Origin of the sequence: Nostoc sp. C057 (assembly GCF_013393925.1) — a bacterium.
GTDB lineage: Bacteria > Cyanobacteriota > Cyanobacteriia > Cyanobacteriales > Nostocaceae > Nostoc > Nostoc muscorum_A.
This window is the reverse complement of record NZ_CP040281.1, coordinates 2065686-2079525: the sequence shown is the minus strand read 5'-3', so window position 1 is coordinate 2079525 and position 13840 is coordinate 2065686. Positions and strand designations below refer to the sequence as shown.

Here is a 13840-nt window from a genome sequence, read left to right as displayed (position 1 = left end):
TCCTTTGTCCTTTGTTTTTACTAATGAGTAGTTTCAAATAAATCTTGCAGATACTCTGGTGTGAGGCTATTGTTCCAACTCCAGAGACGACGCATTGTATAGGTGAAGGTGAAGAGGAGAGTTGCTTTGTTAGTCAATGACCAAGCATTCCAGCTGAGGGTAGCTATCATGCGGCGGAGGGTACGTATGAGGTTGTTGCGCTGATAATTTTGCGATCGCGTTTTGATGAGTGTGCGTCCAATTCGTGTCAACCCAGTATCAGGGAAAGTCCAGACTCCAAACCCCCAGAATTTGGTCGTATGATTGATTTCATCTTGTGCTAGTTCCTCTAAAACATCCTGGAGTGCGCCAGTGGTGTGAGCCATCAACCAAATATAGAGACAGGTTGCACCGTATTCTGTGGCAATGCGGTGTAAGCCGTGGCGATATAAGTCTTCGTGAGCATCATCTGTGGGGAGATAGCTTCTAACAGTACGAAATTTTGGGGTAATTTTCTCGCCTGTTAATTGGGTGTAAACTTTGATTAATGCTGGTGTGTGCTGACGTTCTTCCTTTTCCCACAAACCAAGTTCCAGCAGTTCGCCATTTTCACCGACAGTTCCACCAACAAACCGAGCCATTTGAGGATGCAATTTTTCTAAATACTGCCGACTTGTTTGGGTATAGCCGCGAATTGGTGCTTCTGTATCCATCGCACCTATCAATATAGATAAAAATACCTCTGCGTCTAAGCCGATAATTTGATTGCGGTTAATTGTTTGCCAGTCGATGAGTTTCCAGGGACGCGGTTGGGGATTGGCAAACTGTATCGGTAAATCTTGCAGGCGGTTATGTAGTTGTTCGACTGCAATATATTTGTCTATGAGGGAACGGATGCGGCGCTGTGTTTGCAAATAATGAGGACTGGGATAGCTTTGACCTGCTAAGTCTTCTGTGATTGGGCTGAGGGTGTTAAGCATATTTTTATACTTAAATTTTTATCTCTATGCCCAATAGCCTAAGCGATCGCACTTCCTTTTGTCAGTCGGCTGAAGTCGGCAGTTTGATGTGATAGGGTTGTAAAAGTCGGGGAAAAAGTTGGTTATAGAAAATATCGCTGTCTGAGCCTAGAATCCCCCGAATTTAGCGAAGTGGATTCGGGGGAGTATATCAAGTCAGACTGTCTGATTGAAGTCAGGATAAGAGCCTAGTCAGGGGGATCGCTCTGGCTAGGCTGAAACAGGATGTAGCGTTACCAGGGTCCCCAGATAGCAAAGGTTATTCCTGGACTCTGCATATTGACAAACATCGTCTGACCATCGGGGGAGAAGCAGACCCCGGCGAACTCTGATGTGTTGAGGGCATTTTTAGCAAACTTATAAAGACTTCCACTGGGAGTGATGCCCAGAATGTAATCCGTTCCATCCCCATCTTCACAGAGAAAGATATCCCGGTTGGGGAAAACCACAATATTGTCTGGATTGTCTAGCACACCAGAATTGTTGGGTTCAATATATAGCTCAACAGTATTATTAGTGGGCGAATAACGCCAAATCTGCCCATCTCCAGCAGGACTTACGCAACTGGCACAGTGCGATCGCATTTTTATAGTAGTTATGTACTAGAAGGTGGTGGTGTACTCAGAGAACATTGCTGAAATTAGTAACAGTAATCGGCTGTATTAAGTATTCATCAAATCATGAGAAGATTAGCTGAGGAGGCATAAAATAAATCCTGTAGCTTTATGAGATTTACTAAACTTAACTATTGCCAGTACTTGTTAAGTAGTCAGATTAATTATACGCTGACAAATTTGGCAGAGCATTTAGAGCAGATCAGTCATGATAAAATCAACCGTTATTTAAAGAACGAAAAATTAACACCTCGGATTCTTTGGGATAACGTGAAAGATTTAATAGAAATAAATGAGAACGCCTACTTGGTTTTTGATGACACAGTAATTGATAAACGATATGCTATTGAAATAGAGCCAAGTAAACGCCAATATAGTGGCAATGAGCATGGTGTAATTCAAGGGATTGGGCTAGTAAATTGTGTATATGTAAATCATGAACTCGGAAAGTTTTGGGTAGTTGACTATCGCATTTATGACCCAGAACGAGAAAAGAAAAACAAAGATAGACCATGTGATGGAGATGCTGCAAAACCTTGTGTATAATAAGGTTTTACCATTTCAAGCTGTCTTGATGGACACTTGGTATGCGACAAATAAATTGATGTTATACCAATTTAATATGAAGCTGCATATAATAGAGGAAACAAACTCGATAAATTAAAAGAACCATGAGCCGCCCTTTTAAGATTGAAATCGCAGAGAGCGAAGAAGAACTTAAAAAACGTTTACAAACAGCGAATTTAGGAACCCAGAAAGAAAAGCTTATTATGCTGTGGTGGATAAAAAGCGGGCAGGTTAAAGAGCAGCAAGATATTGGAAAACGCTTGGCAAGAGATACTTCAACGGTCACGAGATGGTTGCAGAAGTACAAAACTGATGGGATATCAGGCTTATTAGAAATCAAAAAAGCACCAGGAGCAAAACGGAAAATCGATGATGCTGCGATCGCAGCACTTGAGGAGGAGTTAAAAACAGGAAAAGGCTTTAGTAGCTATGGTGCAATAGTTGAGTGGTTAAAAGAAGAACATGGACAAGATATAGAGTATGCAACGGTTTATGCGTGGGTTCGATATCGATTGGGGGCAAAACTAAAAGTGCCTCGCCCTCAAAGCCATAAGCAGGACGAAAAGTTGGTATCTGAGTTTAAAAAAAACTCGGTATCATACTCAATTGTCTAGAAGAACATTTAGCACCCGGCAAGTGTGTTCGCTACCTGTGCCAGGATGAAACTAGGGTTGGACTCAAAACTCTTACAGGAAAAGTGATTACAGCTTTTGGAGTCAAGCCCACTGTTAAGGTGATATGGCCGAGGGAAAACTTTTGGATTTATGGTGCAATTGAACCATTAACTGGAGACCACTTTCTTTATGAATATCCAAAACTAGATGGCGAGTGTTTTCAACAGTTTTTGGACTGGCTATCTGTGCAATTAGGCTCGGATTATGCAATTTTACAGATTGACCAAGCACCGGCTCATACAAGTTCAAAACTCCGTTGGCCAGAAAATATTATTCCTTTGTTTCAACCACCTTCAGCCCCTGAACTCAATCCCATTGAAAGACTTTGGCAACTCCTCAAAAAACCACTCAAAAATCAACTTTTTTCTTCTTTACAAGCTTTACGCGAGCGCATCCAAGAAATATTCGACCAACTTACTTTTGAGCAGGTAATTTCTGTCTCTTCTTACAACTTTATCCTGGAAGCTTTATTCTATGCAGCTTCATATTAAATTGGTATGAGTACACCACCACCTTCTAGTACATAACTACTATAAAAATGCGATCGCACTGTGCCAGTTGCGTAAGTCCTGTTACGAATACGAACGGGAAAAATGGCAGTTACAGCCAGGAGATATTCTTCTGACTGAAGGTGGTGACTGGGATAAATTAGGTCGAGGTACAGTTTGGCAAGAAGAAATACCAAATTGTATTCATCAAAATCATATTTATAGACTTCGCATAAATCTTAATGAATTCGATCCCTATTACCTATCGGCGTTAATTGCTTCCCCATATGGGAAGGCTTACTTTCAAACTGCGTCAAAACAAACTACTAACTTAGCAACTATTAATCAGAGGCAATTAAAAGCTTTTGTTATTTTTAAACCACCCCTCCCCGAACAAAGTCGCATAGTCGCCTACCTTGATGAACTGCAAACCAAAGTAGACACAATGAAACACTTAAGAGAACAAGCGATGACAGAACTTGATGCGCTACTACCTTCTATATTGGACAAAGCATTCAAAGGAGAATTGTAGAGAAAACTCACAAATTACTCTTACAATCTCTGCTAAAATCGATACTTAACGAAGCATTCAAAAGGGAATTGTGAGCCTTACTCTTCAAATTCCAACTGTCAACGATAACCTAGATGACTTTGATAGCTTGTTTCAACTTTGGCAAAAAGTCAACCAAGACTGCTCAGAAGTAATCTTCGACTTTTCCAAATGTTGGTTTCTACGACCAAACGCAGTAGCTTTTCTGGGTGGATTAATTCGGTTAATTGAATCACAAAGTAGAAAAGTCACTTTTCAACAACATACTCTTCATAAAAAAGTCAAGAGAAATCTGCAACAAAATGGGTTTATGTATGCCTTTTGCCAGGATATGGCACCTTGGCAGGGAAACTCTATCCCGTATCGAGAAGATCCAAAGCAAAATAAAGATGAATTGGTTCAATACCTAGCCGAACAATGGCTTGGTAGAGGCTGGGTTCATGTGAGCCAAAATTTGCAAAAGCTGATTGTTGCAACAGTGTTAGAAATTTATGCCAATGCTTTTGAACATGGACGCACAGATATAGGGGTCTTTAGCTGCGGACAACATTATCCTGAACTAAAAAAACTTAAACTGACAGTGGTTGACTTTGGCGTAGGAATCCCTCAGAATGTGCGCGATTTCCAGAAAAATCCCAACTTACCAGCAGACCAAGCATTAAAATGGGCTTTTCAAAAGGGGACAACTACCAGGGGTGGACGAGTCACGGGTGGTATTGGTCTTGACTATTTAAAACAATTCGTTCATATAAATAAGGGAAAACTTCAAATTTTAAGCCATGATGGATGTGCGACAATAGATGAAAAACAGGAAGTTTACGAAAATAGACAAAGTTTCTTTGGAGGAACACTGGTAAATATTACACTCCTGTGCGACGAATCGTATTATGCTTTGGAGCTTGAACCAGATGACGAGCCGTTGTTTTAAGGGTGATGTGCGGACTATGAAACACGAAATCCTAACCCTAATAGGCAAAAACTGTATTACACCTGGCGATGGTCAGAAAGTGTACGATTTGGTTCATCCAGAATTATTAGCTCTTAATGAAGTTGAGCTAGACTTTGCAGGAGTAGAAATTTTTGCTTCCCCGTTCTTTAACTTTGCTATTGGACAATTACTCCGGGATATTAAGCCAGAAACCCTAAACCGTCTGCTCAAATTCTCCAATCTAAATACGGTTGGTAAACAAATACTCAAACTAGTCATCGAAAATTCCAAACGGTATTACTCCGACCCTGATTTCCGTAGTAGAGTAGACCAAGTTATCAGCGAACAAGCAAATACACAGTAATGCCAGTCAACTACACAGTTCAGGCTGAAGTGGTTGATATCCGGTCTGACACTCCGAAAAATGATGATATTTTCTTAGTAGATACAAACGCCTGGTATTGGTATACCTATACTAATGCCAGTATTTCATCTCGTTATTATCAGATTACAGAATATCCTTCCTACATTGCTAAAGCCATTTCTGCTAATTCATGGCTTTCCTACTGTGGTCTTTCATTGGCAGAATTAGCACACAACATTGAGCAAACAGAAAGAGAAATATTTTCTTCTACATTAAAATCTAAAGAATACCGTCATAACTTCCCAACCGAGAGAGCAAAAGTTGTAGCAGAAGTTCAAGCCGCTTGGAGTCAGGTGATATCTAGTGCTGTATGCACAGATGTTTTGGTTAGCGAAGAAACAAGCAATGCGGCGCTAACCAGATTTCAAACCCAATTACTTGACGGCTACGACTTGCTGATACTGGAAGCGATGGGCAAAGCTGGAGTTACACAAATAATTACCGATGATGGTGATTATGTGACTGTCCCAGGTATTAAAGTTTTTACTGCAAATAGTGGTGCGATCGCAGCAGCGAAAACTCAAGGCAAACTTCTGGTTAGATAGAAGTGCGACCACCTCAATCCTTTAAATCGGCTTTTGACATTCTGCCATCTCCGCAAAAGTCAAGACCATACACTACCTTAACTTTATTGGTGAAGCAGGTACTAGGAAGACAAATTGATGAAGCGATCGCTTGAAATTGTGGAGTTTGACTTGGGAGGTGCGATCGCATCCTTATAAACGAGCCAAGGTGTAATTCCTGTGTCTTAGAAAGTTATAGCTTGCTGACTTCCATTGCCGGATTATCAATTAAACTCTTCCTCGTAATCGCTCTTGCTCTCTATCGCTTCTCTGGTTAATCTGGAGCCTCATACGATTGTATAAGTCAACTTGAGAATCAGAATGGCTAATGCAAGCGACTAAGGCATAACGTTGCATTTCGATTTCATCTGGATTTGCCCATTTACGGTTACAACTCACAATTAGGGTCATGGGCCCATCATTATATTTTGTTGCTCTAGGCGTTATTTCAACTTGCCCCCTTTGCAGTGTTCCTTTTTTCCGAACAGTGGAACCTGGAGATAATTTGACAACAATACCAGCGCCATATTTTTTTGTTAACTTTTTTTTTGTATTTTCTGTAGACTCATCAGGGGAACTTGTCTTGCTAGCAGCTTCATAAGCATTCATAAGAATTTTGCGATCAATCCCTTTAAAAAGGTCGAATTCCATTGTGACTCCTAGATATGAGTCTCCGCGAGTTGGGCGAGTTGGCGGGTCAAATGCCAAACTAATTGACAATATCCGGGTGCCTTTTACCTTAATAAAATCAGGTGGCAACTGGGGAATTTCATAAATATGAAAATAGCCTACTTTTATCAAAATATTGTCTTCGGATAGAACAACATAGTTCTCCGCCGAATACATTGCACGTTGCAAATCAGGCTGTCCATTGCCATAGATAGCTAACTGCTTTCTAATTTGTTTACTTTGAGACTTCTTCCCATTACATTTAAATTCTGCTGGAATTTCCTTGGGAAGAACCGCAGAGTTAACAATAAGCGCCCGAATCAAATTAGAACTGGCTTGTGGATATTTTGTAAAAAGTTGAGCAGCAAGGTTAGCAACACGAGGTGCAGCAAAGCTCGTACCACTACAGATATGAAATAAAGAACTTTTGAAATCTTTGCATAGAGTTAGAACAGAAACACCAGCTACACTATCTGGCAATACATTGACTTTAGGTAGACCTAAAGTTTCTCGATAACTCAGGTCTAATACTAAATCTCCACCAAAGTCCACAACATCAGGTTTAATCATTCCATCTACGCCAAAGCCAGTTCTGGTAAATGGAGAAGGGTATCCTGATAAATTTGCGATCGCCTGACGACGAATATCAGAAGGTTCTGTAATACTACCGCGACCAAATGACAAAGAACCTACGGTCAATGCAATTGCTGAAGTTGCTGGATCAATAATTCGAGCGCTCTTGTTCAGCAGATAATTTGGGTAGTCAGTCCGTAGTTGTTCATTTGACTTTGCCTCTTCATAGAAAGCATTACCCGCTGAAATTACAAACAAAATGTTTTTATGTTGGTATTGATAAGCAATTTCATCTATTTTGGCAGCTAGCCGAAACTGCTTCAAACCATCTCGGTAAATTTGATCCGCGTTACCTAGCGAGATATTTATGACTTTGCAATTAGGATATTGTTCAACAAAAGCACGAATGGCTTCATCAAGTTGAGTTTCTAAGAGAAGATCCTCATCATATTTGTTATTCTCATCTGTTACACGAGCGGAAAATAACCAAGCTGTTGGCTCAAAGGAACGCTGTTGAATACAGTTTTCAACATTTCCATAGATAGCAATGCCAGCGACACTTGTTGCATGTCCATTTACATCATCAGCACCACCTTTTATGAATTGCCGTTTTGCATCTGGGAATACTTCAGCCTCACCAAGTACAGGAGCAATCAAAGGATGACCACGCTGTACACCAGAGTCAATAACAAGAATGCCGCAATTATCTTCAGGTGGAGGAACAACTTCGGGAAAATTATAAATGGGCAGATTATAATCACCAGCTGTTTCAAAGGCGGGTTGGGGAGGGCGGTCAATTTCTTTGACCATTTCCTCTAGCAGCAATAGTTCTTAGGACTTACGCAAACAATAGTTGAAACCCTGATTCTCAAGTAGGGGCAATTCATGAATTGCCCCTACCGTGTGTAGTTTTGCGTAAGTCCTAGTTCTAAAACTTCATGAGTGACTTTAATCCGAGCAAGACATAGATATTCACCTATATATCTATCACTCATTCTCATAGGAGCAGTGCCACTGGACAATTCCTCTAGGACTTGGGCAATCTTATCCAAGTAATTTTGTATCTCTTTGCGATCGCCTGTGTGCCAAAGTTCCAAATCTAAAGCTGCAAGTTCACCTGGTTCTACAGGCTTGAGTTCTAACAAACGACCAATGCGATCCTGTGGTTCGAGGGGAACTAGCTCATCAATTGCCCCTAAGTATTCATACTTTGGCCCATCTTTAATTTGGCTGTAACTCTCTAATCGCTTTTTAAATTCAGTTAGCTCATTGTCAGATGAAAAGACAACAATGGCTTTATTCGGTTCACGTGCTAGGACATTGAGTCCTGTTTGAGTTACCAAGTTGTCTGAAAAAGAATAATTTTCAGCAACTTTGATTTTAAAAATTAATTTTGGGTCAAGACGGAAAGGACTAGTTTTTTGCTTAACAGGCTCAATTAGGGTAGAAATTTGACCTAATAGTTCCTTACCGTGTTCGCTGACATTAGTACGTTTTGTACCACTAAAACCACCAGTAGATCGCCGAGGTAATTCAATATTTATTATTCTCGGTAATTTCAGGTGTTCAAACTGGCTCCCCATTTTGGTTTGACTTCAATAATTCTTTTGAGTTTGCTATTATACTTTGTCTTTCTAAAAAACGCGCTATCGCCACCTCTAAGTCATCAGCAGTTAAGGTACGTTCACCCCGTAAAATCACAGCTTTAATTGCGTCAGAGCAAATACGCTCTATGTCTGCTCCAGTCGCATTATCAAGTCGAGCAGCAAAAGCAGACAGATTAATAGCAGTATAACGGATAGCAGATAAATAACGGCTTAAAAGAGCCGTCCGCAGTTCAAGTGATGGGTTATCAAAAAAAATAACTTCATCAAATCGTCGCCAAACTGCACCGTCTAGAAGTTTTTCATGATTAGTGGCTGCGACAAATATACTTTGATTGGTTGCGTTATCGATGAGTTGTAACAGGCTATTCACTAACCGTTTCACTTCACCATGTTCATTTAAATTATCCCGGTCGCGGGCGATCGCATCAAACTCATCAAACAAAACAAGCCATTCACCCTTTTCAATGTAGGTAAAAATTTTCTGAAGATTCGTTGCAGTTTCACCTAAGTAAGAAGAGAATACTGCCGTTAGGTTCACGTAAACCAGCGGCAGCCCCAGTGCGCTGGAGAGGACTTTTGCGGTTTGCGTTTTACCACAGCCAGGTGGGCCGCAGAAGAGTAATTTGTTTTTGGGCTTGAGATTATAAGCTGCGAGTATATCTTGCTTACGGTTTTCGAGAACGATTTCTTGGAGGGTATCAAAAATTTTTTCACTGAGGACGATGTGATCCCATGTCAGATCGAATTGTTTTACCTCAAGCAAGGCAAGCCCAGTATCTTTATCTTTAGGTGGTTCAGCAAACTGGTTCCAGGGGGTAGGGTTAGCAGCTAAGGGTTTAGTGTATCCATTCCCATTTTCAAGCAGCTTTTCTAGATCCCTAGCAAGCAATATATGATTTTTATTTCTCTCTTCTTCAATCAGTTCTTTGGCCGCAACTAAAAACTCTTCTCTCTCATTGCGAGAGAAGCTTCTGAAGAGTTTTCTAATTATTTCGCCACGCGCCATATTTATTTTAGAGCCGGAATTCGGATACTCTGCATACTCTAATTTTATAGTATTTTTGTACTATAAAAAGATGAAAAGCTATTTATCATAGCACTGAAATATTACACCTGACAGGAATAATCCCTCAAGTTCTCTAGCTGAGATCGATTTTTCTACTGTCCGGCGCTTGTTCTTTGGAGGATTGCAACTACCCACCACCGCCCTATGCCCTGATATCAGTATCATTTAACACTAGTATATGGAGGAACCGAAACTTCTCCCAACGGGTATATTCTTGAGTTGACACATAGCATAAAATTAGCCATCACCTTTGTTAACGACGCTTCTGACGCTTCACCATTTTTGCAAAAGCCAGGGAACAATGAGGGCATTGCTTTACCTCCCAATAGGCAGGAATTGGAAATGGTGTCGCACAGTTAGTACATTTTGTTAATAAACCCAACTGATGGCGATCGCATTTAAGTTTATCCTTATACTGCCACTCAATTCTGTGACAAGGTACTTCTGCATAACAAGCAGCACATAACCGAATTGGTCTAGGCTTCATCGTCACCCCATTGGGCGGTAGCATCTCCGCTAATCTATCTGCATTAACTCCTACCAAAGATGCCAAAGCCTCTAACTCTTGTCGAGTAGGAAATGGGTTAAAGTACAGTTTTTCCCAACGTCCCGTAACAGCACCAAGACCAGCAATTTTTCCTAGAGAGTATCCTGAAGGCAAGCTGTTAGCCTTAAATCGACGCAAACGCCCCAAATAATGACTAATGCTCTCTCCTTCGTATGGTTCAACATAGCCTAGTTTTGCAAGAATTTCATCATCTTCATTCATTCCTCTTCTTGTTTTCGAGGGGAACGTATTTTCTGCCATAATGACTAGCAATTTTTTCTAAAATGCTTTCATCAACTCTGCTAAATCCATTTTTTAGAGAATGTAAAACTGCCTTTGTAAGTATCTTTACTAGAAGCCCCATTCGCGCACTTGTACTAAGCGCTAAAATTTCAAATATAGTTCCTTCAGCTAAATTAGACGCTTCTGGAAGAGATAAAATATCCAATTCTATTGTACATCTTGCAAGATATCGTCTAATTCCTTACCTCCAACTAAGACAATAGGAATATTAGATTCTTCAAAAAGTTGCTTTAAGTCTAAAAGCGCCTCTTTTTGAAGATTTTCAGCATTATCAATAATCACAATTTCTAGCCCAAATAGCTCCAGACTACCAGCTAATCTTGGACGTAAGTCTTGTCGCTTACCTGTTGGTGCAGCATGGTTAATATCCTTCAGTATTTGTGAAAATAGACGTTTAGAACTCGATGCTGACCAAGCTTTTACATAGGAAACTCGTTTTTTATCCTCATTTCGATAGTGAAGCGATGCTCGACTTTTACCAACATCTCTTGGGCCAATGATTCGACCACATTGTTTGAGGAGACGCAGTTCATCTAACCATCTGAAGCATTCCGAAGCCCGGTCAGTTGTGATAAAACAACTTCTGAAAAGTTCCTCAATATCACTAGTTTTAGCAATTTGATCATTCCGGTCTAACTTTGGGGCTAGGACTTCAACAAAGGATTGGGTTGCAAGTTGCGATCGCGCCATAATTTACCAAATCTTTTTCAAGTTTTTTTGACGGTTAGAGACTACTAACTTATGTCTCTGCTCTTCTTGAGTATTAGTTTGTGTTGAAATATTTTCCTGAACTTGTGGTTCTATCTTCTCAAGTTTAATTTCTTCCCTACAAACTCTTTCAGGTAAAACTTCCTGATTTTCTTCCTTCCTTAAAGATTTGGAAGCCCTACTTTTGCGTAATTCAATAAGATTTGAGCTTTTCTTGGATGTAGAACGTAAACGTTTTTGCTCTGCTCTTCTTTTTTCCTTCTTGTCTTGTTTGCGCTCTTCTACAAGTTCCTTGCGTTTACCTAGTGCTAATAAAGCATCATAATTAAAATGATCCTTACGAGCTTTACTGCGCTGTCTATTCACGGCTTTTAATTCTTCTAAACTCAGGTCATGAGTATCCATGTTGACGGCATGAGCATAGCCTAAAAAATCTTCTAAATTATCATCAGTTTCGCAACTGTAAACATATAAAGTCAGGATATGATCGGGGTCATATCTCAGTGTTACAAATTCACCCCTAGATGCCTTGAGTGATTCTCCTCGATAAATCAGGTTCTCAAACTGTATAGAGCCATGAGCTTGAACAACTCGTTGCGCTTCTTTCATCAAACAGATATCCAATTCTCGCTCATCCAAAGGCTCAGGTAGTTTTTCTCCCATTCCCTTGAACCAGCGTTCAAATCTCGTATCACAAGGAGCTTTAGGATAAGGATCGTGGTTATAAGTATCACAAAAGAAACTAGCGAGAATTTTGTCCAAATCCTGTATTGTCAAACAGGCTTCTTTCTCTGCATTTTTGGGGCGTTCCTGAACATTTGCCCCTGTATAACCAGGTAAATCTTTGAGAACTTGAGTATTAATGGTTTGAAAAATTCGTTCTACAATACCACCTTCGGGAGGGCGATCGCGTAGTTCACACTGAAATCCTAATTTCTTACCAATGGCTTTGAGATGTTTTGAGCGAAAATCTTTGCCACCATCAGTAAAAAAATATTGAAAAGGAGGCCCACATATATCCCAGGCTTTATTTAGCTGATAATCATCAGGATAGTTTTTGGGCAAAATTGCATGTCTTAAGGCAAGAGCTACCTCCGTAGAACCTGGTTGTTTGATCCATAAGCGAAAACCAACAACACAGCTTGAATAAGTATCCACAATAGTGGTTAGCCAAGGACGGTCAGACAACAAATTACCATCATTATCAACTATGAGAATATCCAACTTAGTATGGTCGCATTGAATAATTTGGTTACTAAAATCAGCCCTCAGTAGTTGCCCATCTCGTGTTACAACTGTCATCCAAGATCCCGAACCCGGATTTCTAACTCTTGTCTTCCGTTTATGTTGTTGGATTAAAGGATCTAAAATTCGATAAACAGTAGCTGGATGAGGATAATCTCCTGGTTTAAGCCCAAGATCCACAATCGCGTGTCGCTTTACTTCGCGAACTATAGATGCTGGGGAAATTGGATGTTTGTCTTTAATACTCTTTTCATAAATTGTTTTGATAAATTCTTGCCAGTATTTGCTGACTCGATATTGTCCCTTATCTGAGCGTTGTACTCCTGCTGATTCTGATAACCTGTCATCATCGTATTGCTTGAGCAGACGTTCAACCTGGCGAATAGAAACACTGAGTGTATCTGCAACAGCCTGCTTTCTCTGAGATTTAATCATGCGATTTGGTGATTCAGCAAGCCACTGGATCAGATTAAATGCCAGTTTATGCCTATCTGATGTTTCCAGAATAATTTGGGATGGATCTACAACAAAATTATTCTTGTCAAGAAAAATAGCATCTGGGACTTGCGTTGATTCTTCCGTGAATTCAATTTGTTTGTCTGCCATTGGAGTGAAAAACACTCATGAATAATTATTGTACTAATGTACCATTAATTGACCAAGAATGCGACATACAATTTGCGAAATGGTTAAATATTAACAAACGACCTTTAATTTGCGAAAACAGGATTTGCGACATAGAATATGCGAATTGAGCAAATTCTGATTTTGTGTAAGTAAATAGTTTATGATCCTTACAGGATAAAGCTTTCAGGGATTAAAGGCAGTTGCGACATGATTTGCGAATTGCGACATATAATGTGCGAATGTACAAATTATTTGTCAACTGTTTTCCTATGGACTTAATGTAGCTGAATTTTTTGGACTACACAAGGCACGCGATCGCTGCTAAACTCATGGAGTTTTAGACAATCGGCAACCCAAAGATTAACAGAACTTGTTACCTGTCACTGCGTGAAATAAGTCTCAAGATAGTGTATGCCTCACCACAGAAGGACTTAAGCTTGGCGTATAAGTTTTAGGAAATAGTGATGAATAAGGAAACAGTTCCTAGTCAAGCTGAAAAATCGAATCCAGAAGGTGAACCGTCGCAACTAAGTCCAGAACTACTCGACAAAATCAAACACCCTGCGAGAATTGACGATGTTATTCGGGAGCAATCGCCAGAAGAACGCAAGAGTAACCCAGCTTTAGTACCAGAAATGATTGATGATTCAAGCGAGCAATGATCGGGTTGGCGATGGAGTAATCTAAAA

The 13840-nt window shown here is 40.1% G+C and carries 16 protein-coding genes and 2 pseudogenes; 9 read left to right on the top strand and 9 right to left on the bottom strand.

Annotation, left to right across the window (positions count from 1 at the left end):
- Positions 1-20: 20 nt before the first annotated feature.
- Positions 21-959 carry a ferritin-like domain-containing protein gene (locus FD724_RS09400; protein WP_179072422.1) on the bottom strand — a complete coding sequence of 313 codons (939 nt, stop codon included), beginning with the start codon at positions 957-959 and terminating at the stop codon, positions 21-23.
- Positions 960-1231: 272 nt separating this feature from the next.
- Positions 1232-1549 (bottom strand): annotated as a pseudogene (locus FD724_RS09395) (alkaline phosphatase PhoX); the annotation flags it as partial.
- Positions 1550-1723: 174 nt separating this feature from the next.
- Between FD724_RS09395 and FD724_RS09390 the strand changes: the two are divergent.
- From FD724_RS09390 to FD724_RS40750, 8 genes and pseudogenes are all read left to right on the top strand, one after another.
- Positions 1724-2219 (top strand): annotated as a pseudogene (locus FD724_RS09390) (transposase); the annotation flags it as partial.
- A gap of 64 nt (positions 2220-2283) precedes the next feature.
- Entirely contained in the window at positions 2284-2793 is a 510-nt protein-coding gene (locus FD724_RS09385) for a helix-turn-helix domain-containing protein (protein WP_179071244.1), read from the top strand.
- The gene (locus tag FD724_RS09380; protein WP_179075367.1) at positions 2775-3344 is read left to right on the top strand and encodes an IS630 family transposase; all 570 of its coding nucleotides are present in this window, start codon (positions 2775-2777) and stop codon (positions 3342-3344) included. The genes FD724_RS09385 and FD724_RS09380 overlap by 19 nt, the downstream gene beginning before the upstream one ends.
- A gap of 67 nt (positions 3345-3411) precedes the next feature.
- Positions 3412-3873, top strand: coding sequence for a restriction endonuclease subunit S (locus FD724_RS09375; protein ID WP_179072421.1), 462 nt, complete (start codon positions 3412-3414; stop codon positions 3871-3873).
- Positions 3874-3943: 70 nt separating this feature from the next.
- Positions 3944-4819, top strand: a complete 876-nt coding sequence (locus tag FD724_RS09370) for an ATP-binding protein (protein WP_179072420.1) — start codon at positions 3944-3946, stop codon at positions 4817-4819.
- Positions 4820-4835: 16 nt separating this feature from the next.
- Positions 4836-5183 carry an STAS-like domain-containing protein gene (locus FD724_RS09365; protein ID WP_179072419.1) on the top strand — a complete coding sequence of 116 codons (348 nt, stop codon included), beginning with the start codon at positions 4836-4838 and terminating at the stop codon, positions 5181-5183.
- On the top strand, positions 5183-5788 hold the full coding sequence (locus tag FD724_RS09360) for a hypothetical protein (protein WP_179072418.1): 606 nt from the start codon (positions 5183-5185) through the stop codon (positions 5786-5788). The genes FD724_RS09365 and FD724_RS09360 overlap by 1 nt, the downstream gene beginning before the upstream one ends.
- Positions 5789-5790: 2 nt before the next feature.
- The gene (locus FD724_RS40750; RefSeq protein WP_256874507.1) at positions 5791-5922 is read left to right on the top strand and encodes a hypothetical protein; all 132 of its coding nucleotides are present in this window, start codon (positions 5791-5793) and stop codon (positions 5920-5922) included.
- Between the two features lie 112 nt (positions 5923-6034).
- Here the strand turns inward: FD724_RS40750 and FD724_RS09355 are convergent, their stop codons facing one another.
- The 7 genes from FD724_RS09355 to FD724_RS09335 form a co-directional block, all read right to left on the bottom strand.
- Positions 6035-7858, bottom strand: a complete 1824-nt coding sequence (locus tag FD724_RS09355) for a S8 family peptidase (protein ID WP_256874506.1) — start codon at positions 7856-7858, stop codon at positions 6035-6037.
- Positions 7859-7944: 86 nt separating this feature from the next.
- Positions 7945-8631, bottom strand: a complete 687-nt coding sequence (locus FD724_RS40745) for a hypothetical protein (RefSeq protein WP_256874505.1) — start codon at positions 8629-8631, stop codon at positions 7945-7947.
- On the bottom strand, positions 8615-9661 hold the full coding sequence (locus tag FD724_RS09350) for an ATP-binding protein (RefSeq protein ID WP_179072417.1): 1047 nt from the start codon (positions 9659-9661) through the stop codon (positions 8615-8617). Before FD724_RS09350 ends, FD724_RS40745 begins: the two co-directional genes overlap by 17 nt.
- Positions 9662-9974: 313 nt before the next feature.
- Positions 9975-10490, bottom strand: coding sequence for a TniQ family protein (locus FD724_RS09345; protein WP_256874504.1), 516 nt, complete (start codon positions 10488-10490; stop codon positions 9975-9977).
- Complete coding sequence (locus FD724_RS40740; protein WP_256874503.1) at positions 10483-10716, bottom strand: hypothetical protein; 234 nt, start codon at positions 10714-10716, stop codon at positions 10483-10485. Before FD724_RS40740 ends, FD724_RS09345 begins: the two co-directional genes overlap by 8 nt.
- A gap of 2 nt (positions 10717-10718) precedes the next feature.
- Positions 10719-11261 carry an ATP-binding protein gene (locus FD724_RS09340; protein ID WP_256874502.1) on the bottom strand — a complete coding sequence of 181 codons (543 nt, stop codon included), beginning with the start codon at positions 11259-11261 and terminating at the stop codon, positions 10719-10721.
- A gap of 3 nt (positions 11262-11264) precedes the next feature.
- The gene (locus FD724_RS09335; protein WP_179072415.1) at positions 11265-13130 is read right to left on the bottom strand and encodes a Mu transposase C-terminal domain-containing protein; all 1866 of its coding nucleotides are present in this window, start codon (positions 13128-13130) and stop codon (positions 11265-11267) included.
- 485 nt (positions 13131-13615) lie between these two features.
- Here FD724_RS09335 and FD724_RS09330 point away from each other — a divergent pair, with 485 nt between their 5' ends.
- Complete coding sequence (locus tag FD724_RS09330; RefSeq protein WP_012407746.1) at positions 13616-13813, top strand: hypothetical protein; 198 nt, start codon at positions 13616-13618, stop codon at positions 13811-13813.
- The last annotated feature ends 27 nt before the right edge of the window (positions 13814-13840 follow it).